Raw genomic sequence first — 25,613 nt, forward strand, 5'->3', positions numbered from 1 at the left:
AGCCTGCCTGGCATTGATAACCGTCTTCATTTTCAGAAGGGGTCAGATCGGTGAAGATCGCGTTCGTCGGCAAGGGCGGCAGCGGGAAAACCACGCTCTCGTCGCTGTTCGTCTCGTATTTGGCCGGTGCGGGCAAACCGGTGCTGGCCATCGACGCCGACATCAACCAGCACCTCGCGGTGGCTCTAGGCGCGACCGAGGAGCAGGCGCTGGCGTGGCCGACGCTCGGCGAGAACATGCCGCTCATCAAGGACTACCTGCGCGGCGACAACCCGCGGATCGCCTCCGCCGACGCGATGATCAAAACCACCCCGCCCGGCCGCGGTTCGCGGCTCGTGCGCCCCTTCGAAGACAACCCCATCTTCGACGCCTGCTTCCGCCCGCTGGGCGACGTCCGGCTGGGCGTCACCGGCAAATTCGACGAGGACGACCTGGGCGTCGCCTGCTACCACTCGAAGGTCGGCGCGGCCGAGTTGCTGCTGAACCACCTGGTGGACGGCACGGACGAGTACGTCGTGATGGACATGACCGCCGGTGCCGACGCGTTCGCCTCAGGCCTGTTCACGCGCTTCGACGTGACCTTCCTGGTGTGCGAACCGACCCTGCGCAGCGTTGGTGTTTACCGTCAGTACGCGGATCACGCGCGGGACTTCGGGGTTCACCTGGTCGCGGTCGGGAACAAGGTCACCGACAGCGACGACGTCGATTTTCTGACCACGCAGCTTGGTTCGGCGCTGCTGGGCTGGATGACGACTTCCGGCCATGTCCGGGCCGCCGAGCGCGGAACGACCCGGCCGATCGGCGAGCTGGAGCCGCGGAACCTGGCGACGCTGGCCGCGATGCAGGACCTGGTGGACGCGACGCCACGGGATTGGGCGCGGTACCAGCGGCAAGGGGTGGAATTCCACCTGCGGAACGCTCGGGCTTGGGGAAACGGACGCGCCGGGGCGGATCTGGAGGAGCAGGTGGACCCGGAGTTCGTCCTGGATCCGGCTCTCGTGGCGGGATAGCTGACGGGTTGCCTGCCTAGGGGGGCGAGGCGGCCGACCGGACTGACCTGTCCGGTCGGCCGCTTTCTGCTACCCCGTAGCGCCGTCCCATGCGCGATCGGCCGCGCCGTGCTCGCGGGCGAGGTCGAACGCCCGACGCAGCTCAGAGCGTCAAACGATCACTCGCCGTCCCAAGAACGGTCGGCGGCATCGGCCTGGCGGGTGCGCTCGCGCGCGATGTCGAGCGCGCGGCGGGCCGTGGCCTCGTCCGGGTAGGGGCCGAGGAGGTCGACTCCTCGGCTGCGTTCCAGGTGCTCGACTTCGTGGGTCCGGGTGTTGTAGTACCAGCCCTGGTCCGGGTTCGGGTCGTCAGACATGGGTTCAGCCTGACACTTGCCCGCTCACTTGCGCCAGCGGAACGGGACCTCGGTGGGCTGCCCGGTGGGCCCGAAGTCGGACGGGCCGTCGTCCTCGTGGTCGGGGTGCTCGTCGAACCACCCGCGGTTGTCCGGAACCGGGATGCCGCGCGGCGGGGTGGCCGCGTCGTCCGCCGGGGAGGAGGCGCCGTAGTCCGGCTTCGGCACCGGCGGTACGGCTGACTCCTTGCCCGGAAAGACCGGCGGCTCCTCCCGATACGTCCGCGACGGCTGCGGCGGCCCGGACGGACCGGTCTCCTGCCCGGGGAAAACCGGCAGCGGTCGCCCGTCCGGCCCGGTCTCGGCGGGCCGTCGGCGGCCGCTGGGCTGTGGCAGCTGGAACGGCGTGCCTGTGGTGGGAGGGGTCGGCTGCGCGGGTCCGGACGGGTTTGCCTGCGGCTGCGCTGGGGATTGCTGCGCGGGCGGAGCCGGTGGGGCGCTGGGTGCGGGCGGAGCCGGTTGGGCGGCGGGTGCGGGCGGAAGCGGTTGCTGCGCAGGCGGGTTCGCTGGCGGAGGCGGTGGCGAGACAGGCTGCTGCACCGGCGCGGCCTGTTGCGGTGCAGGTGCGGGCGCGGTCTGTTGCGGTGCAGGTGCTGGCGGGGTCTGCTGCTGCGTTGCTGGTGCAGTCGGCGGAAGCGGTTGCGCCGGAGGTTGCTGTGCGAGCGGAGCCGGGTGCGCGCTTGGCGCAGGCGGCTGCTCCGTGACCGGCGCGGCAGGAGGTGCCGCCGGAACCTGTTGTGGCGTCCCGGAAAGAGGCGCGTGCGGAGCGACGTACTGCGGCTGACCCCCTCCCGGCTGAGAAGACTGGCCGTGCACTGGATTTCCCTGCGACGGCAACGGTTCCGCCGGACGCGCGGGCTGCCTAGGCTCGTGGACGTACGGCTTCGGCTGCCACGACTGCCTCGCCTGCAACTGCGGATCGACCGGCTGAGCGGGAGCCGGAGCCGTGGGCGTCGCGGAGATCGGATTCGCCGGTGCCGGAACGGCTGGCGGTGCCTTTTCCACTGCGGGCTGGGCGGAATCCACGGTGCCTGAGTCGCGCGGAGGAATCGGCTCTTCGACAGACGTGCCCGAGTCAGTTGCGGGCACCGGATCAGGCTGGGGCGACTCTGCCGCAGGGGCCGGGCTGGCGGTCTCCGGAACCTGGTCAGCGGGCGCGACCGGCACCGGCGGTTCCGCCATCGCAGCGGGCGGGACCGGAGCAGGCGGTTCCGCCACAGCAGCTGACGGGACCGGAGCAGGCGGTTCCGCCACAGCAGCGGGCGGGACCGGAGCAGGCGGTTCCGCCACAGCAGCTGACGGGACCCGCGCAGGCGGTTCTGGCGTCGCAACGGGCGGGATCGGCGCAGGCGGTTCCGGTGCCTTGACCTGGCCATTCGTCACCGGCTCAGGATTCGCTGCCGGCCCAGCACCAGCGGCCGAGCGAGGCTCCTCCGGCGGACGAGGCATCTGACCAGCGTTGACCGGCCCAGCCGACCCCTCCTCAGGCCCGTGGGGAACTGACCGCCACACCGGTGCCGGTCCGATGTTCATCGGCACCGGCGCGGGCAACGGCCCCACCGGTCGCTCCGTCCCCGAAGGCGGCGGGCCGGCCGCGGCGGGACGCGGGATCGGGTCCAGGCAGGACACCAGCACAGTCGTCCGGTCCGGGTCCTGGACCTTCCGGCCGCTGCGTTCCCGGTAGACCATCTCCCCCTCGGCGTCCATCTCCACGAGGTACCCAGCCTCGGCCAGCTGCTCCTCGTCGAGATCGACCAACCGCTCGTAGCGGGACGGAACAACCCGGTACACCGGCCACGACAACCGGGCGTGCTCCGCGTGGAACTGGGCCAGCAAAGCCGCCATTTGCTGTTGCCACGGCAGCGACATGCCTTCCGCCAGGGAGCGCGGCAGGACGACGTACCCGCCGTCCACGCCGGGCATTCCCTGGTTCAGCAGGTCCGCCAGCGGGGTGCTGGACGCGGGGTGCGCGGACTGGCGCGGCGGCTGCGGTGCGCCGAACAGCGCCGCCGGGTCCTGGGGCTCGCTTTGGCCTGACTTGCCTCGCTTGCCGAATTTCCGTGCCACGTGTGCCATCCTCTGCCAGCGCGCGGCCACGTGCTCGTGGACAGGCCGCGACTTCGGGGTGAATCCGGACCCGCGGTGCTGGGCGCCCGCGGGTCAAGAGCCGGTGCCTCCCGCACCCATGCTAGACGCCGGGGCGCACCGCCTGCGGCACCACTTGACGCTCGTCGAACGAGAACGGGCGGATGTGCACCGGGACGCCGGTCTGCTGGGCCTCGACGATCTTGCCGTCTCCCAGGTACATCGCGACGTGGTGGATGGTCGTCGGGTCGGCCGGGTCGGTGGCGAGGAAAATCAGGTCGCCGGGCTGCGCTTCGCGCACCGGCAGCATCGCGCCGGCCTTGTATTGGTCCTTCGAAACGCGCGGCAGGATCACGCCCGCCGACTCGTAGGCGCGCAGCATCAGGCCGGAACAGTCGTAGGAGTCCGGGCCGGTCGCGCCCCAGATGTAGGGCTTGCCCTGCTCGCCGAGCGCGAACTTGATGGCCTGCGCGGCGGCCTGGCTCGGCGGGAGCGCGGCGCCCATGCCCTGCCCGCAGCCGACCACGTCCGCGATCTGGCCCATGTTCTGCACCAGCGTGGCCGCCATGGCCTCCCAGCGGTGGTAGCGATCCGGGAAGCCGGACCGCTCGACGCGCTGCGCGGCGTCGCCGGGGCGCAGGTTTTCCCAGTCCGGGACGCCGAGCAGGACGTCGAAGAATTTGTTGATCGCGTAGTTCGGGTCGGTGACCTGGGCCGCGCTGCCCCAGTTCATCGACGGACGCATCTGGAAGATGCCGAGCGAGTCGCGGTCTCCGTAATTCACGTTGTGCAGCCGCGATTCGGTCATCCCGGCCTGGATCGCGACCTGCCACGCGCGCGGCGCGAGGCTGCGCTGCTTGCCGATCGCGATGATGAGCGAAACGGTGCCGCGCGACTCCTGGTCGAGTTCGGCGGCGTCCGAACCGCCCTGCTCGGGCTGGCCGGGCTGGGTCGGGCCGATCGCGGCGTCGCACGAGGTCAGCGCGATGCCGCCGGCCGCCGCCTGCTGCTGGTCGTTCACGACTTTCGTCACGACGTTGGTGGTGAGCACCGTGGCGAAAACGGCGGCGATCAGCACCGAGACGAGAATGGCCAGCTTCACGGTCAGCTCGCCTGGTCGTAGTCCGACACTCGCCATCCCGCGTTGGATTTGACCACGGTGATGCTGAGTTTCGGACCGTCGGTGGGGACCACGACCTTGACCGAGCTGGAATAGGACTGCGCGACCACCGGATCGCCGGTGACCTTGGTGGCGGGGATGTTCGCGGGGTCCACAGTGGACATGACGGGGAGGTACTCGTCGGTGGTGAGCCCGCGCATCCCGTTGAGCCAGTCGGCGTTCGAGATGCCCGCCGGATGGCGGACCCAGGCGTTCGCCCACTGCCGCGCGACGTTCACCGCCTCCGGGCTCGGCGGCGCGGACGTCGGGGTGACCAGCGGCTGCGACAGCCGGGTCGGCAGGGTTTCAGTGCTCGGCACCGGGGCCGCGACGCCGGTGTGCGGCCCGGCCGACGAGTTCGGCGGAGCCGCTCCCGGCTGCGCGGACGCCGGTTTGCCCAGCACCTTCGGCAGGCCGATGCCCAGCGCGGTGATCACCAGCGCGAGGAACACCAGCGTGCCCACGAGGTGCCGGGGCGAACGGAGCGGGAAACCCCACAGGCGGCGGTAGACCGCGGTCCGGCCGCGATTGGTGCGGATCGGCATCGGTCACCGCCCCATGACCTGGTCGGTGTCGCGGACCTCGATGCCGCGCGACGGGCGGTACAGCACGAACACCGGTTTCCCGGCCACGACCTCGGGATCGACCCGGCGCGGCTGGGCCCGGATGCCTTGAGTCGGCACGGTGAACCCGGGCTGGTCCGGGGCCGGGGCGGAGTACCCGCGGTCCGGCGCGGCCATCCGGGACGGCACGACCACCGGTTCCGGCTCGTCGCTCCACCGCCGGTCGGCGACCGGCGACGTGTCGACCTGGCGGCTTTCCTTCACCGGCCAGCGCGCGCCCGCCATGACGTAGTCGCCGGGCGCACCGGCAACCGGGTGGTACTGGCCGAACACCGGCGCGCCGCCCCCGCCGCCCGCGGGCAGCGCGCCCGCTGCGGACTGCGCGGGACCGACCGCGCCCGGCCACGGAGCACCGGACCAGGCCGCCGCGGGCCGGGCGGCCCGGGAACCGTTGTCGAGCCGCTGCGAGCTGGCGAACACCGCCGCCTCGGGCCGGTACCGGCCGCCGCCGACGGTCGCGCCGATCGGGCCGCGCTGCTCGCCGTCGACGACGTCGTCGGTGTCGCGGACGTTCTGCCAGAACTCGTCCTGCGGCGTCGGCCCGTTCTTCCGGCGGAAGCGAGAGAACAGCCCGCCGCCCGGCGACGGCACCGCCGCGCCGACCATGCTGACCGACATCTCGACCATCTGCCACAGCCGCCGCACCGGCCGTCCGACCAGGAACAACAGCACCGTGATGAGCCCGGCGAGGACCATCTTGGTGAGCAGGTTAAGCCCGTCGCCCGCGGCGAAGATCGCCTGCAGCAGCAGCGCGTGCACGCCGGCCAGCACCGACAGCACGACCAGGTTGAACGCGATGCCGCCGGCGACCTTGAGCACGCGGCGCAGGATCTCCGGGTTCAGCAGCGCGACCAGCCCGATCAGCGGCGCGGTGAGCGCGAACAGGCGGATCAGCACCTGCGCAAGCAGCACGGACGCCTTGGCCAGCAACTGGAAGAGCGAGTAGACGAGGCTCTGGCCCAACGCGAGGAAACCCGCGCCGGTGCGGCCGCCGGACTCGCCGGTGAAGTAGCCGGTGGCGGGGCCGAGTTTGGTGGAGATGTCTTTGAAGGCGGCCTTTTTGGCGTCGACGACGTTCTGCTTGCCGTCGTCGCCGTTCACCAGCTGATCGCGGGTGAACGCCTGCGCGTCCAAAAGCGGCTTGCCGTATTGCTGGGCTTGCGGGGCGGTGGGCGAACCGAACTCGCCGCGCAGCCAGTTGTCGTAGACGACCTGGTTGTGCAGGTCCGTGGGCAGGATGTCGCGGACGATCCGGTCCTGCGACGAGTCGACGAATCCCGCCTGGATGTTGGTGGTGGTCTGGACGATCGCTTTGTCGATCGGATCGAAATATCTCAGCATCGCCAGCGACGAAGCGGCCAGCCAGACGCCCGCCATCGCGTAGAGCGCCCGTTTGCTGACCCCGGCGAGGTCACCGCGCCAGATGTTGCGGAACAACATGATCGACAAGATGAGCGCGACCAGGCCGAACAGCTGCGCGTAGATGTTGTTGTACACCTTCTCCGCGCCCGACTTCACCGCGTTGTAGATCGGGTTCAGCAATCCGCCCTCGAGGACGGTGTAGTGCAGCGAGTTCGTGGCGCCGACGATGTTCTTGCCGACGTTGAACAGCTGGTTCCCGGCCCAGGTGTCGATGGTCGAACTGGGGGACGCGATCGCGGAAAGCGCGGTGCAGTTGGTCTGATAGGTGTTCCAGACCGTTCCCGCGTAGCTGTAGTCGATGTAGGCGCTGCCGGGTTCGCCGTGCCCCTCGGGCGGGTCGAGCGCGCCGACCATGCCCGCTCCCGGACGCTCCGGGTTCGGCGATTCCCCGCACGCCGCCGCATTGGCGGCAGGCGCGAACAGCACCGTCTGCAGCCCGATCACCGCCACCACGGCCAGCAGCGACGCGCGCCGGCTAGGACGACGGCCGCCCGGCTTCGGGCCCTCCTTGACGCGTTTGCGCAGCGCGTGCCAGCCGGCGGCGAACGCGAGGACGAACGCCAGCGTGAAGACGGTGTTCACGCAGGCCTCCTCACGGCCGGCGCGGGCCGGCCCGGATCACCGGGGTTCATGCGGCATCCCTGCCGGTGCCGCCGCCCTTGCCGCCGGCGCGGGCGTGCCGGTCCTCCTGCCGTCCGTTGCGCACTGCACCCTCCACCTCGCCGGTCTCGGACGCGAGCGGGTCCGGCGAGCCCAGCAGCTGCTCGTCGGCAAGACCGACCTCGAGTTCCGCTTGGAGTTCGAAGTCGTGTTCCAGCTCGTCGTCCTCCGGTGGGGCGGGGACATACGGCTTGGCCTCGTCCTCGTGGGGTACCACGAGTTCGCTGCCGGGTTTCGTGCGCGCGTCGGGCGAACCCGGGGTGGTGTCCATGACCGCGCGCAACGGGTCGAGATGCGGGCCGGAGAAGTCGACGCGGATGCGCTCCACGCCGCCGGCGCCGTCGCCGAAGATGAACTGCCGGGGCTCCATGTCGCGTTCCAGCCCGCGCTGGGCTCCCGGGCGACGGCCAAGAGCGGCGACGACCTGCTCGTAGCCCACGCCGACCGGCACCTTCAGCAGCCGCAGCGCGTCGGCCTGGGCGTCGTCGTCGTCGAGCCTGCCGACGAACACCGAGTCCAGCAGCGCCACGAAACCCTGGATCTTCAGGAAGTCCGCCGGGATCTGCGACGACAGCAGCACCCGGACGTTCCATTTCCGCGAGTCACGCGCGAACCGGTTCATCAGCACGCGTCCGGTCGGCACCTCGGACAGGAAGAACGCCTCGTCGATCCAGACGCCCTTGCGCAGTTCCTTCGGCTTCTCGTACACCGACCGCTGGGTCAGCCACGCCGCGAGGTTCAGCATTTCCACGCCGAGCGATTCGGCGTCGGTCCAGTACTCGCGCGGGACGCCGTCCTTGGGCAGCGTCAGGCCCGCCATGGTCAGCACGGTCATCCGGTCGTCGCGGGTCTCGGAGTACGGGTCCGCGTCGGTTTCCGGGATCAGCAGCGCCATCCGCTCGCGCATTTCGTCGAGGAAGTCCGCGACCACGACCGCGTGCTCGTGGTGCTCGCTCGAATCCCGCCGCAGCGCGTCGATGACCTGGCCGGGGTCCGCGTCGAACCGGCCGCCGACCGCGCGCACCGCGCGCAGCAGCACGATCCGGGTCTGCGCCATCCGGGACACCTCGTACGGCAGCACGCCGGTGAGCACGTCGAGCACCAGCCGCCGCCGGGTCGCTCCGGCCAGCGCCTTTTCGCGCCGCCACGAGCGTTCCGGGTCTTCCTCGTCCATGAAGTGCTCGATCAGCGGATCGGCGACCACGCGGTACGGGTTGAGGATGCCCGGCTGGGCGTTGAGCAGATTGATCGGCCGCGCGTACGGCCGGATCTCCGGCAGGTCGCACAGCCGCGACAGCGGGCCGGACGGGTCGAGGATCGTCCAGTGCGCCCCGGCCCGCAGCGTCTTGTAGACGATGCCGCCGCCGAGGAACGACTTGCCGCCGCCCAGTCCGGCGACCATCGCGGTGAGGCCCGAACCGTCGCGGATTTCCTGCGCCATCCACGGGTCCCAGGCCACCGGCCGCCGCGTCGCGGTCACCGTTTCGCCGAGCAGGATCCCGCGCCGGTCGCCGACCTCCGCGGTCGCGGTGGGCACCGCGGACGCCGTCCACACCACCGAACCGCGGCGCATGTACGCGCCCGAGGCCAGCGGCTCGCCCGGGATGAACTCCCGGGCCATCGCGTACTGGGCTTCCGGGTGCTCGATGGCGATCTTCGGCTTGTACAGGTCCAGCAGCTGCTGAGCCAACCGCAATGCGTCGCGCTCGGTCGGGCCGGACACCGCGAGGCGCCACCACGACCGCACGCGCGTGGCGAGCGCGGTGAAGCCCGACGTCATCTCGTCGTCGATCTCCAGCACCCGGCCGGCTTGCCGGGCCAGCGACTGCGGCGGTTCCAGCTCGTGCTCGTCGGTGTAGTGCTTGACCTGCGAGCGGACCTTGTTCATTTGCCGCTGCAGTTCGCCGGACACCTCTTCCGGCCGCCGCACGTAGATCCGCGCGGACACCTCGACCGCCGCGGGCAGCCGGTCCGCGTGCTGGATCCACGGGTCGTCGACCTCGGGGATCTGCAGCCCGTGCATCTGCCCGACGGTGAGCACCGCGAGATGCCGCGACACCCCGGCGTTCGACCCGGTTCGGCCGCGCACGGTGACCGTGGGCGCGTACGGGTCGGCGTGGAAATCCGCCGCGTCGGTGAAGCTGGCGAGGTCCTCGGGCTCCCACGCCGCGCCCGGCACCGCGGGCATGTTCCGCGGCGCGGGCAGGCCCAGCGAGCACGAGCGGTGCATCAGCCAGGACATCTCCTCGGCGTGCACCGGGCGGCCCTCCAGCCCGGCGCTGCCGATGACCTGGTCGAGGTGCTCGATCTCGGAGTCGAGCGCGGCCAGTTCGGCGTCGACCGCCTCGGGCAAGATCCGGCGCAGCACCGGCGCGGCGCGTTCGACCGCGCGGTCCACCATGCGCCGGGTCTGCACCTGGACGCCGAGATAGACCTCTTTTTCCGCCATCGAGCGGCCCATCAGCTGCTGCTGCTCGCCGATCAGGTAGTCGTCGAACGACAGCGCGCCCGGCACGTCGCCCGGCCTGCCGACCGCGTTGTGCACGTGCGCCTCGGCCCACATCCGGATCGGGTACGGCCGGTTCGTGACGCGCAGGTGCAGCCAGCGGCCCTGCAGTTCGGCGTACTGGCCCGCGATGGCCGCGATCAAGTCGCGGCGCTGCGAATCGGAACGGAACGACCAGCGCTGCGGCGCGAGCCGGTACCAGGCGTACACCTCGTACCCGGTCCGCAGCAGGTGGCCGTCGATGCTGCGCGCGGCGATCGACGGCGTGTACGCCGGTATCGCCTGCTCACCGGGCAGCCGGCGGCCCTTGCCGCCGGAGTTCTTGCCGCCGGACGGCGGACGGCCCTGCGGTGGCGCGTTCCACGCGCCGGCAGGGACGTCTTGCTCCCGTTTCCCTCGGCTTCCGCCGCGACCGAACAACGACTACCTCCCGGCCCGAGCCGCGGGGCGGCTCCGGCGCGCTCGTGGTGCTCCCTGTTTCCCGGCACTCGCGCCAGCACCGCGACGGGGGTCGCGGTGCTGGTACTGCCGCCTTCTCTTGTGCTTCGGCAGCGGGCGCTCCGCCCGCACCCGGACCCGGCTGGCGCTCGCCGCGCCGCCCGTGCCCGAGGACCGTTCGCGCGGCGCGCGCAATTCCTGGCCCATCATCGCGATCACCGCGCCCAGCGGGCGCTCGTGACTGATCTTGGCGGTGATCAGCCTGGTGATCACGATCGTGGCCACGAACGCCCACGCCGTGGAAAAGAACCCGAAACTCCAGCCGACCCACCGCTCCACGGTGAGCACGACCAGGAAGACCGGAATGCCGACGAGCCATGCCACGTATCGGGCTCGCCAGGGAAAAGTCGCTTTCGGCGGGCCGAGCCAGACGGCATCGACCCGGTACACCTCGTCATCGGTCCTGATCCGCACGCCTGCTCCGCCTCAGCCGGTGAAGAGGCCGGCGATCCACTGGCCCACGTTGACGCCCGCCCCGCTGACCGCGAGTCCGATGATCGCGAGCGCGATGACCACGCCGGCGAGCCGTCGCATGACCCCCGCGTTGTCGCCCTTGCCGCCGCCGAGCCACAGCAGCAGCAACGCCACCGCCAGCAGCACGAGCGGGATGACGTTGTCGAGCAGCCAGGTGCGGACGTTGCTGGTGCCGAGCCCTTCGGCCACGAACGTCTCGAGGGCGGTCATGCTGGTCATCGCGATACTCCCGGTGCACGGTTGGCGCCGCGCTGTTCTGGCTTCGGCGAAGCTACGAACACCATCATGGCGTTACAAGGGGTAATGGTCAAAGCGCGCTGCGTAGATGTCGACTTGTGGTTAACGGGCGGGTGCTGCGGTCCGGTGGTCAGGATTCCTCGCCCTCCATCATCGTGGCAAGGGTGCTCCGGAATAACCCAAGCCACCCGGATTGCGCAGTGTTCCGGCGGTGCGGCTCCGCAAAACGTGCGGCGCTCACTCTCAGTGCGCCCCGGACCGGCGTGTCGGGCAGGCACCAGTGTGGCATGCCCCGATCGGCGTTCCGCCGCGAGTCCGGTGAGTGACAACCGGTGTAGAAAACAATCCGGAATTGATCACTCTCTGATGCGATAACGGTCACCATCACGTCCGATGTGCGCATTTGTTCACTACAAAGCGTGATCCCGGGCAGTTCCCGACCGTCTCGCGGATCAGGCCCGGAACGCGGCGCTCGGGATCGCGCCGGCTTCGATCACCCGGCGGCTGAGCGGAGCGCACAGCTCCTCCAACCGAGCCGTCTTCTCCTCGCCGAGGTGCCGCCACGGGCCCTCTGCCGCCGCGTTCGTCGCCGTCTCGACGCGCTCGCGCAGCTCCAGCCCCTGCTCGGTGAGCGCGCCTTCGGCGTCGAGGATTCCGTCGACGACCAGCCTGGCAGCGGCCTCGTCCCATTCCTCGTCGCTCCAACCGCGGGTGCGTTTGGCGGTGTCCGGCGGGGTTCCGTTCTTGGTCGCGCTGTGCGTGACCAGCGCGTCGAGGCCGTGCAGGCCATTCGTGGTCAACGCCGCTACGTGGCCGTCTCCGCGGTGCTCGCGCAGCAGGGTGATCGCGTGCCAGAGCGCGAGGTGCGGTTGTTCGGGCCACGCCAGGTCAGCGTGGGCGGCGTAAAGCGGGCGTCCTTCCGGACGACAGCCTTCGGTGGCTTCGCGCGCGAGCGCCGCCGCTTCGGCGACCTCCGCGGACGCGAGCGTCTTGTCGCCGAACAGCCGGCGGTAGATCTCGTCGACCGCGGCGACCCTGGCCTCCAGGACGGTCTCCGGGGTGGCGAGCGTCCAGACGCGCGGGACGAAGTGCGCGATGAGGCTGGAGCTGAAGCTGTAGAAGGTGGCGGTGACCGTGCCCGGGCCAACCGAGCCCATCGCCGCGGCGCGGCTGGCGAAGTAGGTCATCGACCCCGGTTTGAGCCCGACGGCGGCGAGCCGTTGCTGGGTCTCTGGCGCGAAGTAGACGGGGGCGTGCAGAGCGTCGAAGGTGGTCCGGAAGGCGACAGCGGCGGCGACGGCTTGGCCCATGCGCCCGATCGTAGCGATCGGGCGGACGAGCTGGCATGTAAGCCGGATCCTGTTCCCGGGCCGCCTCGCGGCGGACCGGGCGACGGTCATCCATCTCGGCCTGCCGTCGCCGGCAGGCTCCAGCGGCCTACCCGCAGGCATCGGGCGGGCCGCCCTCGATCGCCTGCGCAGGAGCGAACTCCCTCTTGGCCTTGCTCCGGGTGGGGTTTACCGAGCCATCCCGGTCACCCGGGATGCTGGTGGTCTCTTACACCACCGTTTCACCCTTACCCCCGCCGAGACGGGGGCGGTCTGTTTTCTGTGGCACTGTCCCGCGGGTCGCCCCGGGTTGCCGTTAGCAACCACCCTGCCCTGCGGAGTCCGGACTTTCCTCGGACCGGGAGAACCCGGGCCGCGACCGTCCTGCCAGCTCGTCCGCCGGAGCAGCGTACCCGGGAGACGGCGCGGCCCCCGGCACGGGCTGGCACATTCCATCGCGTGGACGCCCTTTGCCTCCGCGCCCGGCCGCTGTTTCACTCCCGCCATGTCCGCACCTGAACTGTCCGAACCCTTGAAATTCGCTTACTGGGTCCCGAATGTGAGCGGCGGCCTGGTCACCAGCGACATCGAACAGCGCACCGATTGGGGCTACGAGTACAACCGCGACCTGGCGGTGCTGGCCGAGAACAACGGCTTCGAGTACGCGCTCACCCAGGTCCGTTACACCGCCAGCTACGGTGCCGCCTACCAGCACGAATCCACCGGGTTCAGCCTGGCGCTGCTGCTCGCGACGCAGCGGCTGAAGGTCATCGCGGCTGTCCACCCTGGACTGTGGCAGCCCGGCGTGCTCGCGAAGTTCATCGCCAGCGCGGACGTCATCTCCGGCGGCCGGGCCGCGGTGAACGTGGTCAGCGGCTGGTTCAAAGACGAGTTCACCGGCCTCGGCGAACCGTGGCTCGAACACGACGAGCGCTACCGCCGTTCGGAGGAGTTCATCCGCGTGCTCAAGCAATTGTGGACCGACGACCACGCCGAGTTCGGCGGCGATTTCTACCGCATCCACGATTTCGACATCAAACCCAAACCGGTCGCCGGTCCCGGGCGGCCGCATCCGGAGGTCTTCCAGGGCGGCAACTCCACCGCGGCACGCAAGCTGGCCGGCAGCGTTTCGGACTGGTATTTCAGCAATGGCAAGGATTTCGCCGGTTTCAGCGAGCAGGTCGACGAGGTGCGCGGGTACGCCGCCGAGAACGACCACGCGGTGCGCTTCGGGCTCAACGGTTTCGTGATCGCCCGCGAAACCGAAGCCGAGGCGCGCGAGGTGCTGCGGGAGATCGTGGCGAAGGCGAACGTGCCCGCCGTCGAAGGATTCCGCTCGGCGGTCGCGCAGGCCGGGAAGTCCACTTCGGACACCAAGGGCATGTGGGCGGATTCGGAGTTCGCGGACCTCGTGCAGTACAACGACGGATTCCGGACCGGATTGATCGGCACCCCGGAACACATCGCGGACCGGGCGATCGAGTACAAAAAGCGCGGCGCGAACCTGTTGCTGCTCGGGTTTTTGCACTATCTGGAGGACGTCGAGCACTTCGGCCGGGCGGTGCTGCCGGTCATCCGGGAGAAGGAGCGAGTGCTGGAACGCGGCGCGGGAGTCCCGGAACCGGCGGGGATCTGACCTCACGCGGAGGCTAGCGTTCGGGCGTGAACGGTGCCCTGTCCCTGGTCCTTCTCGCCGGAACGCTCTGGTTCGCCATGGCGCGCCCGCGCGGCCTCCCCGAAGCGGTCTTCGCGGTCCCCGCCGCCGGTCTCGTCCTCGCGCTCGGCCTGACTTCCCCGCACGAAGCAGGCGAGCGAGTCGTCCAGATGCTGCCGACGATGGGCTTTCTCGCAGCGATCCTGCTGGTCAGCCACCTCGCCGCGGCCGAAGGAGTATTCACCTGGCTAGGCGCCGAACTCGCCGAGATCTGCCGCGGACGGCAACCTCGGCTCCTGCTGCTCACCTTCGCCGCCGCGGCGATCGTCACGGCGGTGCTCAGCCTCGACGCCACCGTCGTCCTGCTGACCCCGGTCGTCCTCGCCACCGCAGCGGAACTGAAACTCACCGCACGCCCGCATGTCTACGCGTGCGCACACCTGGCCAACTCGGCGTCCACGCTCTTTCCGGTCTCGAACCTGACGAACCTGCTCGCCTTCTCCGCGTCCGGCCTGACCTTCGCCGGTTTCACTGCACTGATGGCGTTGCCCTGGCTGGTCACTCTGGCCGTCGAACTCGCCGCGTTCGCCTGGTTCTTCCGGCACGACCTCCGCGAACCGGTCAGCACCCGCCGACCCGAACATCGCGAAGCGCCGGTCTTCACCCTCATCGTGCTGGCGGTGATGCTGGCCGGATTCGCGACCGGACAGCTGGTGCACGTCGAACCGGTCTGGATCGCCGCGCTCACTGCGCTTGTCCTGGCCGTTAAAGCCTTGGCAGAGCGGAAGATCCGGCCTTGGCAGGTGATCACCGAAGCTTCCCCGCTGCTGATCCTCTTCGTGCTCGCCCTCGCCGTGGTGGTGGAAGCAGTCGACGAACACGTCCTCGGCGGCCTGTTGCGCACTCTCCTGCCGACGACCGCCGGGCTGCCCGAACTGTTCCTCGCCGCAGCGATCGCGGCGGTGCTGGCGAACGTCGTCAACAACCTGCCCGCGACGCTGATCCTGCTGTCCGTCCTGGGCCCGCACCCGAATCAGGGCGTGCTGCTCGCCGTGCTGCTGGGCGTGAACATCGGCCCGAACGCGACGTACCTCGGCTCGCTCGCGACACTCCTGTGGCGCCGTGTCGTGGTACGGCACGGACAGCATCCGCCGGTGGGCGAATTCCTGCGGCTAGGTGCGCTCACGACACCGCTGTCCTTGGCGGCGGCGACGTGCGCATTGTGGCTGGCGCTTTAGCCCCGCGGCGCGATCGTGCTGCCGCGCGACAACGTCGGACCGCAGTCGTCGAGGCCATCGCCGAACCGCTGCGCCTCCACGTTCATCATCGTGACCTGCGCATAGTGCTGAACCGCGGCAAGCTTCGCCGGATCAGTCACCGCGTCCTTGCGGACGAAGTCGCCTTGGCGTTTGCCAGGGCCGGGGTACACCAGGATCGGCACATAGTCGCGGTCGATGCGCGGGTCGATGCTGATCTCGTTGCCGTCCGCCCACGGGCCCCACGAGTGGATGAAGGTCGGCTTCACTGTGTCGAATACGTAGTTGCGCAGGCCGACGAGGTCTTCCTTGTGCGTGAGGTCCGCGATCGGCGCGTTGACCAGGCCGGCCATGTCGACCAGTTCGAGCCGGCTGGTCATCGACGAGCCGCCGAGGTCCGGCAACAGCAGCGACGCCTGCTGCAGGCCGAGCATGTCCGCGTAGGTGTTGAAGCCGCGGCCGAACCGGTCGGCGATCAGGCACGCCGGGACGGTGGGGCTCTTGATGAACTCGTCGGACTGCTGGACGAAGCCGATCGCCGACGGCACCGAGGCGGCCACGAGCACGAGCGCCGCGACCGCGCGCCACTGCACCTTCGCCAGCGAACGCAGCAGTTCGGCGAACGCCATGACCCCGCACAGCGTGCCGAGCACCCACACTGGGGTCGCGAAGCGGTACTGCGCCATCCAGTCCGGAACCATCACGCCGTACGCGATGACACCGAGCACGAGCGGCGTGACCAGCCCGATCAGCGGACGCCGCCACGGAGCCTTGACCAGCGCCCAGACGACCACCGCGACCAGCACGAGCGTCAGCGCGATGCCGACGTACTCCACCAGCTGGTTCGGCCGGATGATCGACGCGAAGGTGGGCAGTCCCTGCTTCTTGGCGACCGACGGGTTGGCCAGCAGCCGGTGAAACTCCGTGTAGCGCCAGACGACATAGCCGCCGAACAGCACGGCGAACGCCGCGATGGACACCAGCGCGGACCGGAGGCTGGGCCAGAAACCCTCGCGCTTCACGCCGAACAGCAGGACGATCGGGTACGCGCTGGCGTAGATCAGGCCTTCCGGCCGGGTCAGCGCGGCGGCCGCGACGAGCACGCCGGCGCCGATCGCGACCTTGAACGACAGCGAGTTTTCCTTGCGCAGCGCGGTGAACAGCAGCGCCGCCAACGCGGTGGTGAAGAACGCGAACAGCGAGTTCTCGAGGCCGGAGACCACCCAGATCACGAACGACGGGATCGCCGCCAGCCCGAGGCCGGTGGCCAGCGTGATCGCCCACGCGTGCCTGCGGAACACCTGCCGGGCCACCAGGTGGCACAGCACCAGGATGCCCGCGGCGAAGAACAGGCCGAGCAGCTTGGGGAACAGCACGTAGTCCGGGATGCCGAACAGCAGGCCCTTGTCGAAGAGGCCGACGACTTTGCCCAGCGCGAGCAGGATCATCCACGTCGGATCGGAGAAGCCCTCCACCGGCGGCTGGCCGGGGGCCAGCACCGGGCCGAGCCCGTCGGCGACGCTGCGCGAGTAGGAGAACGTGATGGCCGCGTCGTCGACGATCCAGTGCCCGTAGCGGGTCGCGTGCCAAGCGACCGCGGCCACGCCGGCCAGCACCGCCAGCGTCGACGCCAGCCAGCTGAGCTTGAACCGCGCCGGCGGGTCGGTCGTCTCCTCTCCCGGCAGGTCGGGCTCGGATACTGCGGTGAGTGCGCTAGCCGTCATGTCCTCGTCACTGTTTCCACTTGCGGATGCTGCCGAAGAAACGCACGAGCCTGCGCCCCCCTTGAAGTCCCGGCCGGGACCAGCGCCGCGGCGCCGCGGTCGACACCGCACTCTAGCCAATACCTCATTCAGGGCGTTTCACACGTCATCCCTGACCGTGATCCACGTCACAGATGTCCTGGTCAGGACAGATGCGAGATGTCGTTCACCAACCGGACCGAGGCGTTGCCGTCCGGATAGAACTCGACGATCGAGAGCGACGCCAGGTCGAGGTGCAGCCGGAACAGCAGCGACGGCCCGGCGTCGAGTCCCATCCGCAGCAGGGTTTTGATCGGCGTCACGTGGCTGACCACGAGCACCGTGCGCCCGTCGTACTGCTCGATGAGTTCGCGCCGCGCCTTGCCGACGCGCTCGTGGACCGCGTCGAAGCTCTCGCCGCCGGGCGGCGGGCACGACGAATCGCTCAGCCAGCAGCGGTGCAGTTCCGGATCCCGTTGCGCGGCCTCGCCGAAGGTGAGGCCCTCCCATTCGCCGAAGTCGGTCTCGATGAGGCCGGGGTGCGTTTCGACCCGGCCGCCGAGCGCGTCGGCGACCGCCTGCGCGGTTTGCTTGGTACGGATCAGCGGCGACGAGATGATCGGAGCCGGTTCGCCGTCCTCGCCGATCAGCCCCGGCATCGCGGCCAGCCGTTTGGCCGCTGCGGCGGCCTGGCCCCGGCCGTGTTCGGTGAGCGGGACGTCGCCGCGCCCGGAGTAGCGGCGGTCGACCGACATCTCGGTCTGTCCGTGGCGCAGCAGGAGCAGTTTGGTGGGCGTGCCGCGGGCTCCGGTCCAGCCCGCCGGGGACACCCGGTCGGGCTCGGAAACCTTGGCCTTCGGCCGCGTTTCGGCGAGCGGAGCGGGCGAGGTGGCGCCGGACCCGGCGCTGTCCATCGCGACGTTCGCGAGCCGGTCCGCGTGCGAGTTCTCCGCGCGCGGGATCCAGGTGTAGCCGACGCGGTCGAAACCCGCCGCGATCTCGCGCGCCTGCGCGGCCAGCGGCTGCAGCGCGGCGTGCTTGATCTTCCACCGCCCGGACATCTGCTCGACCACGAGCTTCGAATCCATCCGGACGTCCACAATGGACACTCCGAGTTCGGCCGCCGCGGCGAGCCCGGCGACGAGCCCGGAGTACTCCGCGACGTTGTTCGTGGCGATGCCGAGGTATTCGTGGCGTTCGGCGAGCACCTCGCCGGTGGCCGCGTCTTTCACGACCGCGCCGTAGCCCGCCGGGCCCGGGTTGCCCCGGGAGCCGCCGTCGGCCTCGACGATCGCCCGTTCGGTCACAGGCCCGACTCCAGCGTGCGGACCAGGATCGCGCCGCAGTTGTCGCACTGCACGACGCTGTCCTCAGCCGCGGCCTTGATCTCGGAGATGGTGTTGCGGTCGAGTTCGAGCTGGCAGGCGCCGCACCGGCGGGCCCGCAGCAGCGCCGCGCCGATGCCCTTGTGGTCGTAGACACGGGTGTACAGCTTGAGCAGCGGCTCCGGGAAGCGCGGCAGCAGCTTCGCGCGGTCCTCCTTGCGGCGGGCCTCGGTGGTGTCGAGGTCCTTGAACGCCTCGTCGCGGCGGCCCGCGGCGGCCTCGACCGCCTGCTGCGCCTTGTCGACCTCGGCACTGGTGCGCTGCGCGTCCAGGCCCAGTGCCTCGCGCTGCTCCATCAGCTCCAGCAGGTCGTCCTCGAGCGCGCCCTTGCGGCGGCCGAGCGTCTGCAACTCGTGCTCGATGTCGGTCATCTGCTTGGCCCCGACCGACCCGGATTCCATCAGTTTGCGGTCGCGGTCCTCGCGCGCCCGCACCGATTCGACCTCTTTCTCCTGCCGGGCGATCTCCCGGTCGAGGTCCGACGTCGCGGTCTCGACGGACACGAGCGCGTCGCGTTTCTCCCGGACGGTCTTCTCCCCGGCTTCGATCTCGGCGAGCTCGGGCAGAGTGCGGCGGCGGTGCGCGACGCGCGAAAGCTCGGCGTCCACCTTCGCGAGTTCGAGCAGCTGACGCTGGACGGCGGGGTCGGCCTTCACTGTGCTCCCTGATTTAGTTACTGGGCGGTAGCGCGGATGGTCCACGGGTCGGTGCACCGCGTGGAGACGTGAGCTTCGACGGTACCCGCAAAGGCCGCGCCGACAAGGGCCGAGGCCTGTCCGCACCACGGCCACTCGCTGGCCCAGTGCGTCAAGCCGACCAGCGCGGGCACGGTTCCCGCCGCGGCGAGGTGTTCGCCGGCGGGATGGTGGCGCAGATCCGCGGTCACGTACGCGTCGACGCCCTCAGCCGTCGCCTTCGCGAGATAGGAGTCGCCCGCGCCGCCGGACACCGCGACGGTACGGATCGGCCGGTCCTCGTCGCCCGCACCGAGCACGCCGGGCACGGTGGCCGGCAACGCGTCGGCGATCCGCTGGACGAACTGCGCGAACGGCTCCGCCTCAGGCAGGTGCCCGATCCGGCCGATCCCGGTGGCACCGCCGGGTTCGTGCGGGTCGAGCGGCCGGTCGACTTCGAGGCCAATGGCCTGCGCGAGCGCGTCGGACACGCCGGGGTCAGCCGAGTCGGCGTTGGTGTGCGCGCAGTAGAGCGCGATGCCGCCGCGGATCATGCGGTGCACGAGCGAGCCCTTGGCAGTGTCCGCGGGGACGCCGTGCACGCCGCGCAGCAGCAGCGGATGGTGCGCGACGATCAGCTGCGCACCGATTTCCTCGGCTTCGGCGAGCGTCTCCTCGACCGGGTCGACGCAGAACAACACGCGGGCGACGTCCTCGGCCGGGTCTCCGCAGACGAGCCCGACCGCGTCCCAGCTTTCCGCCAGCCGGGGCGGGTAACTGCGTTCGAGGACGGCGATGATCTCGGCTAATGCAGGCACCTGGGGATCCTCGCACGATCGCTCTGGGAGACTTCCGACCATGCCTTCCATGGTGTTTGTCTGCTCCGGGAACATCTGCCGCTCCCCCATGGCGGAGCTCGTCTTCCGCAAGAAGCTCGCCGACGCGGGCCTCACCGACGCCGTGCGGGTGTCCAGTGCGGGCACCGGTCCCTGGCACGTCGGGGAGGCGGCCGACCGGCGGGCGCGTGCCACGTTGAAGGCGCACGGCTACCCCACCGAGCACATCGCGGCCGAGGTCAGCGACGAAGACCTCGAAGCCGATCTGCTGCTCGCGGCGGACGAGAGTCACCTGGGCTTCCTGCAGTCCCGCGTCGAAGACCCTTCCCGGGTGCGGCTGCTGCGTTCCTTCGACCCGTCCGCTCCGGAAGGCGCCGAGGTGCCGGACCCGTATTACGGCGGCGACGACGGCTTCGAGGACGTGCTCGGGATGATCGAGCGGAGCGTGCCGGGACTGCTGGATTGGGTCCGCGAACAGGCGTGACGTCCGGTCCGGGTGCGCGCACGGAACGCGACGGCCTACCGTAGAGGGGTGCGGTTGCGGTTTCTGCTCCGGCCGGGATGGCTGGCGTTGACAGTGGTGGTGTTCACCTTCGCCATCTGCTGTTACACGTTGCTGGCCCCGTGGCAGTTCCGCCGCGACGGCGAGCAGGTCACCCAGAACAACGCGCTGACCACGTCGTTCACCGCGAAGCCCGCGCCCGCGGCGCAGCTGCTGCCGCCCGGGTCGAAGCCGGACAAGAACACCGAGTGGCACCTCGTGTCCATCACCGGCACCTACCTGCCTTCGGCGGAAGTCGTCGCGCGGCTGCGCACTGTGCAGGGCCAAGGCGCGTACGAGGTCCTCACGCCGCTTCGCGCTACCGACGGCACTGTGTACCTCATCGACCGCGGCTATGTCGGGCTCAGCAGCGACTCCGGCGTGCTCCCGTACGCAGCAGCGCCGGGCGGACAGGTCACGGTCGTCGCGCGCGTGCGAAGCGACGAGACAGACCCGAAGAACCGCGACGCGTTCGCCGACGCCTCGACGAACGGGAAGCTGCAGAGCTACACCGTCGACTCGCGTGTGGTCGCGAAGTCGTCTGGCCTCACCATCCGGCCCGGGTACTTCCAGCTCGACCAGAATCAGCCGGGCGTGCTCAGCCCGCTGCCGCTGCCGCAGCTGGAGTCGGGGCCGTTCTTCTCGTACGCGCTGCAGTGGCTGGCATTCGGCACGATGGCGTTGCTGGGCTGGCTGTACTTCACGATCCGCGAGCTGCGTCCGGGCGGCGCGCTGACCACCGAACGCCCGCAGCGGGGACGGCGCAAGTCCGTCGCGGAGATGCTCGCCGAAGACGAGGACGAGTACTCGCCGACCGCCTGAGTGGCCTGGTCATTCTACGGAAAAATGGCCCTTTGCCCAGTCCACTCGCGGCGCTGATACTGGCGGCATGCTGATCCACCCCTGGGACACCGCGGACGAGAACGAATGGCGGGACTGGCTCGCCGGACACGACTTCGGCGAACTGGTCGCCGGCGGCCGCGGCCGTGATCTCCCGGTGGTGGTGCCGACGCACTTCGCCTTCGACGGCGACGCGACCGTCCGCCTGCACCTCGCCCGGCCGAACCCGGTGTGGCCGCTGCTGGAGGAACACCCGCGCGCCTTGCTGACGGTGACCGGCGATTACACGTACATCCGCTCGGACTGGAACACCGCCGACGATCCCGCACTGGGAGTGCCCACGTCGTACTACGCGAGCGTGCAGCTGGCCTGCGACGTCCGGCTCGTCGACGATCCGGCGGAGAAGGCCGCGCTGCTGAACCACCAGCTGGCGCACTTCGAACCGGACGGCAAGCGCACTCCGGTGTCCGCTGTGGACGCTCCGGACCGGCGGCTGCTGCCCGGTATTCGCGGCATCGAGCTGACCGTGACCGAGGTGCGGGCGAAGTTCAAGTACGGCGGGAACAAGAAGTCCGAGGACCGGCAGCGGATCGGGGCCCGACTGTCCGAACGGGACGGTTTCAACGACGCTGCGGCCATCGCACACCTGAAACCCTGACGGCTCAGGGGTTTCGGCGACGCAATCCGGTCAGCACCGCCACGACCACGGACGTCCCGGCGGCCAGCCAACCGACCACTCGGGACAGTTCCACCGCGCGCGTCACGTGCCCAGCGTCCGGATTCCGGCCCACCCCGAGCACCGGCAACTCCACCACGCCCTGCGGATACTCGGTCCGCCCGCCGACCCGAATCTCCAGCGCCCCAGCGAAAGCCGCCTCAACCCGACCGGCATTCGGGCTCGGGTGCGCGATCGTGTCGCGCCGCCAAGCCCGCCACGCGCCACCCGCCGAACCGCCGACAACCGGCGCGCCCACAACAGTCAGCGCGGCGGCCACCCGGGTCGGCAGGAGATGGACGAGTTCATCGAGCCGGTCGATCGCCCAGTGCCCGGGAAGGAGCCGCCGCAGCAGCCCGATCGTCCGCGCCGCGAGCAGTCCGGGCACGCCCGCGACCGCGCCCCACAGCAGCGGCGTAACGACCACTTCGGACGTGTTCTCCGCCAAAGTTTCCACGGACGCACGGGAAAGCCCGATCGTCCCAAGCCCATCGGTGACGCGCGGGTCCAGTTCGGACAGTGTGTCGCGCGCCGGTTCGAGACGGCCCTCTTCGAGATCGCGAGCCAGCTCGGTCCCCTGCGTCGCCAGCCCGGCAGCGCCGACAACCGCCCAAGTCGCCACTGCCGTCGCCGTCGCCTGCAGCACCGGGCTGCGGCGGCCGGTGCGCTCGACCAGCACGCCGGCCGCGACGGCCGCGCCAGCGATTCCGAGACCGGCAGCGCGACGGGAACCGGTGGCGGCGACTACCTGGCGGAAGGCGGTCACCGGCGGCCGTCGCCGCGGGTCGCCGAGTGCTCCGTCTGCGGCCAAACCGAGAATCAAGCCGATCGCGCGCGCCGCGCTCACCTGTAGCCCCCCGAACGTGGACGATTCAGCCGCCGAGATTACTCGACACCGCGGCGGCGATTTCCTCGCGTGCCTGCTCCACGATGTCGCGCATCGCGCGTTCGGCGCGCACCGGGTCGGAGAGGTCGATCGCCTCCGCCACCTCGACGTGCAGCGCGACCGCCTCGGGCTGCGGTTCGTCCGGCATCAGGCCGTGTCCGGTGCGGCCGGCGAGCACTTCGGCGACCACTGAGGACAGCTGCGCGAACATCGGATTCCGCGACGCGGACAGCAGCAGATCGTGGAATGCGACGTCGTGGCCGAGGAAGGTGTCGAGGTCGCGAGCCCGCGCCGTGCGCTGGAGATGCACCGCCAGCGCGCGCAGCCGCCCGCGTTCCTCCGGGGTCGCCCGGATCGCGGCGAACCGGGCGGCGCAGGGTTCGACGGCCGAGCGCAGTTCGGTCAGCGTGCGCAGCGCGGCCGGCCGGTCGGCGCCGTCGAGCTGCCAGCGGATCAGCCTCGGGTCATAGTGGTTCCACTCGGCCGGCTCGCGGACGGTGACCCCGACGCGGCGGCGGCTGCTGGTCAACCCCATCGTCTCGAGGACCCGAACGACCTCGCGGGCCACGGTCCGCGAAGTCCCGTACCGCTCCTGCAATTCCTCCGAGCGCAACACCGCGCCCGGCGCCAGCTCGCCGCTCGCGATGGCCGCGCCGAGCTCGTCGAGCATCTCCTCGTGCCGATCAGTCCCCACCGCGTTAACCTAGCGCTCTGATTCGATTAAGTACTACTTCTTCTTGATTAAGTAGTACTTTTGAGTTTGACTCTCCAGAGCACAAAGACGTGGGAGGTGCGGATGACGGTCATCGTGGTGATGGGCGTATCGGGCTCGGGCAAGACGACGGTCGGCACAGCGATCGCGGAGCAGCTCGGGACCGTGTACGCCGAAGCAGACACCTTCCACCCGCGGGCGAACATCGAAAAGATGACCGCCGGGCACCCGCTGAACGACGAGGACCGGGCGCCGTGGCTGGCGGCGATCGCGTCCTGGATCGGGAAGCACCACGAAAACGGCGCGGTCGTGAGTTCGTCCGCGCTGAAGCGGCGCTACCGCGACGTGCTCCGCGGCGGCGGGGACGTCTGGTTCCTGCACCTGCACGGTTCGCGCGACCTGCTCGCCGAGCGGATGAAGACCCGCACCGGCCACTTCATGCCGGTTTCGCTGCTCGATTCCCAGCTCGCCGACCTCGAACCGCTGGAAGCGGACGAGCCGGGAGCGACCCTCGACATCAGCCGCCCGCCCGCCGACCTCGTCGCGTCGGCGCTGAAAGCGTTCCAGGAGCGCGCATGACGACCCTCGCCGCCGGCTGGACCGGCCACGACACCCGCCTGATCCTCGCCACTGTGCTCGCCATCGCCGTGATCGTGGTGCTGATCAGCAAGGTGAAACTGCACCCGCTGCTCGCGCTCACGCTGGGCTCCGGCGTGCTCGGGCTGGTCGCCGGAATGCCGGTGGACAAGCTGTTGAAGAGCTTCACCAACGGCGTCGGCAGCACTGTCGCGTCCGTCGGCGTCTTGATCGCTTTCGGGGCCATGCTGGGCAAACTGCTCGCCGATTCCGGCGGCGCGGACCGGATCGTGGACACCGTGCTCGGCCGGGTCCGCGGCGGCGGGCTGCCGTGGGCGATGGCGCTGGTGGCCGCGCTGATCGGGCTGCCGATGTTCTTCGAGATCGGCCTCGTGATGCTGATCCCGGTGGTGCTGCTGGTCGCCAAGCGCAGCGGGAAACCGGTGCTGCTGCTGGGAATCCCGGCGCTGGCCGGGCTCTCGGTGCTGCACGGCCTGATCCCGCCGCACCCCGGCCCGCTGGCCGCCGCCGGTTCGCTGAACGCCAACGTCGGCCTCACCCTTGGCCTCGGCCTGCTGGTCGGCCTTCCGACGGTGATCATCGCCGGCCCGCTGTTCGGCCGCCTGGCCGCCAAGATGGTGCCCGACGCCGCGCCGCCCGCCCGGCTGGTCCCGGAATCCGAAGGCACGGACGAAAAACACCGCCCGAGCTTCTTCGCGACGCTGTCCACAGTGCTGCTGCCGGTCGTCCTGATGCTGGCCAAGGCGCTCGCGGACATCTTGGCGGAGAAAGCGAACCCGGTCCGCCGAGTGCTCGACTTCATCGGCGACCCGCTCGTCGCGCTGCTGCTGGCGGTCCTGGTCGGCATGGTCGTGCTGGGCCGCCCGGCGCGGCTGAACCGCGAAAAGCTGTCGTCGATCATCGGCGATTCCCTCGGCCCGATCGCCGGGATCGTGCTGATCGTGGCCGCGGGCGGCGGGTTCAAGCAGACCCTCGTGGACGCCGGGGTCGGCGACGTGATCACCAGCCTTTCCAAGGGCGCGCACCTGTCGCCGCTGCTGCTCGGCTGGCTGGTCGCGGTGGCGATCCGCCTAGCGACGGGTTCGGCGACGGTCGCGACGGTCTCCGCGGCGGGCATCGTGGCTCCGCTGGCCGCGACCCTCGACCCCACGCACAACGCGCTGCTCGTGCTCGCGATCGGTGCCGGGTCGCTCTTCTTCTCGCACCTGAACGACGCCGGGTTCTGGCTGGTCAAGGAGTACTTCGGGATGTCGGTCGGGCAGACGCTGAAGAGCTGGTCGGTGATGGAGACGGTGATCTCGGTGGTGGCGATCGCGTTGATCCTGCCGCTGGGCGCACTGCTTTAGCGCTGGTTGATTCCCTTCACGGACGCGGCGGG

General features: G+C 70.2%; 23 protein-coding genes and 1 other RNA gene. 8 read left to right on the forward strand and 16 right to left on the reverse strand.

Going from position 1 to position 25,613, the window contains the following annotated elements:
- The first annotated feature begins 50 nt into the window (after nucleotides 1-50).
- A complete protein-coding gene (locus AB5I40_RS20745) occupies nucleotides 51-1,010 on the forward strand; it encodes an AAA family ATPase (protein WP_370940184.1) in 960 nt (319 codons plus the stop codon).
- Nucleotides 1,011-1,168: 158 nt separating this feature from the next.
- Here the strand turns inward: AB5I40_RS20745 and AB5I40_RS20750 are convergent, their stop codons facing one another.
- The 10 genes from AB5I40_RS20750 to rnpB form a co-directional block, all read right to left on the reverse strand.
- On the reverse strand, nucleotides 1,169-1,366 hold the full coding sequence (locus AB5I40_RS20750) for a hypothetical protein (RefSeq protein ID WP_370940185.1): 198 nt from the start codon (nucleotides 1,364-1,366) through the stop codon (nucleotides 1,169-1,171).
- Between the two features lie 24 nt (nucleotides 1,367-1,390).
- Complete coding sequence (locus AB5I40_RS20755) at nucleotides 1,391-3,472, reverse strand: hypothetical protein (protein WP_370940186.1); 2,082 nt, start codon at nucleotides 3,470-3,472, stop codon at nucleotides 1,391-1,393.
- 121 nt (nucleotides 3,473-3,593) lie between these two features.
- Complete coding sequence (locus tag AB5I40_RS20760) at nucleotides 3,594-4,592, reverse strand: C40 family peptidase (RefSeq protein WP_370940559.1); 999 nt, start codon at nucleotides 4,590-4,592, stop codon at nucleotides 3,594-3,596.
- A gap of 2 nt (nucleotides 4,593-4,594) precedes the next feature.
- Nucleotides 4,595-5,194: a hypothetical protein gene (locus tag AB5I40_RS20765; protein ID WP_370940187.1), complete on the reverse strand. Its 600-nt coding sequence runs from the start codon at nucleotides 5,192-5,194 to the stop codon at nucleotides 4,595-4,597.
- Between the two features lie 3 nt (nucleotides 5,195-5,197).
- The gene (locus tag AB5I40_RS20770) at nucleotides 5,198-7,276 is read right to left on the reverse strand and encodes a magnesium transporter (RefSeq protein ID WP_370940188.1); all 2,079 of its coding nucleotides are present in this window, start codon (nucleotides 7,274-7,276) and stop codon (nucleotides 5,198-5,200) included.
- A gap of 46 nt (nucleotides 7,277-7,322) precedes the next feature.
- The gene (locus AB5I40_RS20775) at nucleotides 7,323-10,280 is read right to left on the reverse strand and encodes an ATP-binding protein (RefSeq protein ID WP_370940189.1); all 2,958 of its coding nucleotides are present in this window, start codon (nucleotides 10,278-10,280) and stop codon (nucleotides 7,323-7,325) included.
- Between the two features lie 3 nt (nucleotides 10,281-10,283).
- Complete coding sequence (locus AB5I40_RS20780; RefSeq protein WP_370940190.1) at nucleotides 10,284-10,772, reverse strand: hypothetical protein; 489 nt, start codon at nucleotides 10,770-10,772, stop codon at nucleotides 10,284-10,286.
- A gap of 12 nt (nucleotides 10,773-10,784) precedes the next feature.
- A complete protein-coding gene (locus tag AB5I40_RS20785; protein ID WP_344288458.1) occupies nucleotides 10,785-11,051 on the reverse strand; it encodes a hypothetical protein in 267 nt (88 codons plus the stop codon).
- A gap of 470 nt (nucleotides 11,052-11,521) precedes the next feature.
- Nucleotides 11,522-12,379, reverse strand: coding sequence for a hypothetical protein (locus AB5I40_RS20790; RefSeq protein WP_370940191.1), 858 nt, complete (start codon nucleotides 12,377-12,379; stop codon nucleotides 11,522-11,524).
- A gap of 22 nt (nucleotides 12,380-12,401) precedes the next feature.
- An RNA gene (gene rnpB / locus AB5I40_RS20795) (RNase P RNA component class A) lies at nucleotides 12,402-12,792 on the reverse strand.
- 110 nt (nucleotides 12,793-12,902) lie between these two features.
- Between rnpB and sfnG the strand changes: the two genes are divergently transcribed.
- Nucleotides 12,903-14,033, forward strand: coding sequence for a dimethylsulfone monooxygenase SfnG (gene sfnG, locus AB5I40_RS20800; RefSeq protein ID WP_370940192.1), 1,131 nt, complete (start codon nucleotides 12,903-12,905; stop codon nucleotides 14,031-14,033).
- Between the two features lie 26 nt (nucleotides 14,034-14,059).
- The gene (locus AB5I40_RS20805; protein WP_370940193.1) at nucleotides 14,060-15,289 is read left to right on the forward strand and encodes an SLC13 family permease; all 1,230 of its coding nucleotides are present in this window, start codon (nucleotides 14,060-14,062) and stop codon (nucleotides 15,287-15,289) included.
- On the opposite strand, the gene AB5I40_RS20810 is transcribed toward AB5I40_RS20805, so the two are convergent.
- The 4 genes from AB5I40_RS20810 to AB5I40_RS20825 form a co-directional block, all read right to left on the reverse strand.
- Nucleotides 15,286-17,031, reverse strand: a complete 1,746-nt coding sequence (locus AB5I40_RS20810) for a hypothetical protein (RefSeq protein ID WP_370940194.1) — start codon at nucleotides 17,029-17,031, stop codon at nucleotides 15,286-15,288. The two genes, AB5I40_RS20805 and AB5I40_RS20810, sit on opposite strands and share 4 nt — an antisense overlap.
- A gap of 182 nt (nucleotides 17,032-17,213) precedes the next feature.
- On the reverse strand, nucleotides 17,214-18,356 hold the full coding sequence (locus AB5I40_RS20815; protein ID WP_370940195.1) for a bifunctional RNase H/acid phosphatase: 1,143 nt from the start codon (nucleotides 18,354-18,356) through the stop codon (nucleotides 17,214-17,216).
- Nucleotides 18,353-19,090: a zinc ribbon domain-containing protein gene (locus AB5I40_RS20820; protein ID WP_370940196.1), complete on the reverse strand. Its 738-nt coding sequence runs from the start codon at nucleotides 19,088-19,090 to the stop codon at nucleotides 18,353-18,355. Before AB5I40_RS20820 ends, AB5I40_RS20815 begins: the two co-directional genes overlap by 4 nt.
- A gap of 17 nt (nucleotides 19,091-19,107) precedes the next feature.
- Nucleotides 19,108-19,926, reverse strand: coding sequence for a Nif3-like dinuclear metal center hexameric protein (locus tag AB5I40_RS20825; RefSeq protein ID WP_370940197.1), 819 nt, complete (start codon nucleotides 19,924-19,926; stop codon nucleotides 19,108-19,110).
- Between the two features lie 40 nt (nucleotides 19,927-19,966).
- Here AB5I40_RS20825 and AB5I40_RS20830 point away from each other — a divergent pair, with 40 nt between their 5' ends.
- The 3 genes from AB5I40_RS20830 (at nucleotide 19,967) to AB5I40_RS20840 (ending at nucleotide 21,983) form a co-directional block, all read left to right on the forward strand.
- Nucleotides 19,967-20,428 (forward strand): low molecular weight protein-tyrosine-phosphatase, encoded by a 462-nt coding sequence (locus tag AB5I40_RS20830; RefSeq protein ID WP_370940198.1) that lies wholly within the window; start codon nucleotides 19,967-19,969, stop codon nucleotides 20,426-20,428.
- A gap of 48 nt (nucleotides 20,429-20,476) precedes the next feature.
- On the forward strand, nucleotides 20,477-21,307 hold the full coding sequence (locus tag AB5I40_RS20835) for an SURF1 family protein (protein ID WP_370940199.1): 831 nt from the start codon (nucleotides 20,477-20,479) through the stop codon (nucleotides 21,305-21,307).
- A 67-nt stretch (nucleotides 21,308-21,374) separates the two neighbouring features.
- The gene (locus AB5I40_RS20840; protein WP_370940200.1) at nucleotides 21,375-21,983 is read left to right on the forward strand and encodes an FMN-binding negative transcriptional regulator; all 609 of its coding nucleotides are present in this window, start codon (nucleotides 21,375-21,377) and stop codon (nucleotides 21,981-21,983) included.
- 4 nt (nucleotides 21,984-21,987) lie between these two features.
- On the opposite strand, the gene AB5I40_RS20845 is transcribed toward AB5I40_RS20840, so the two are convergent.
- Both AB5I40_RS20845 and AB5I40_RS20850 read right to left on the reverse strand, forming a co-directional pair.
- On the reverse strand, nucleotides 21,988-22,887 hold the full coding sequence (locus tag AB5I40_RS20845) for a cobalamin biosynthesis protein (RefSeq protein ID WP_370940201.1): 900 nt from the start codon (nucleotides 22,885-22,887) through the stop codon (nucleotides 21,988-21,990).
- Nucleotides 22,888-22,912: 25 nt separating this feature from the next.
- Nucleotides 22,913-23,596, reverse strand: a complete 684-nt coding sequence (locus AB5I40_RS20850; RefSeq protein ID WP_370940560.1) for a FadR/GntR family transcriptional regulator — start codon at nucleotides 23,594-23,596, stop codon at nucleotides 22,913-22,915.
- 126 nt (nucleotides 23,597-23,722) lie between these two features.
- On the opposite strand from AB5I40_RS20850, the gene AB5I40_RS20855 reads away from it, so the two are divergent.
- Both AB5I40_RS20855 and AB5I40_RS20860 read left to right on the forward strand, forming a co-directional pair.
- Nucleotides 23,723-24,217, forward strand: a complete 495-nt coding sequence (locus tag AB5I40_RS20855) for a gluconokinase (RefSeq protein WP_370940202.1) — start codon at nucleotides 23,723-23,725, stop codon at nucleotides 24,215-24,217.
- Nucleotides 24,214-25,581: a gluconate:H+ symporter gene (locus AB5I40_RS20860; protein ID WP_370940203.1), complete on the forward strand. Its 1,368-nt coding sequence runs from the start codon at nucleotides 24,214-24,216 to the stop codon at nucleotides 25,579-25,581. Before AB5I40_RS20855 ends, AB5I40_RS20860 begins: the two co-directional genes overlap by 4 nt.
- Nucleotides 25,582-25,613: the final 32 nt, after the last annotated feature.

Source organism: Amycolatopsis sp. cg13 (assembly GCF_041346965.1).
Classification (GTDB): Bacteria; Actinomycetota; Actinomycetes; order Mycobacteriales; family Pseudonocardiaceae; genus Amycolatopsis.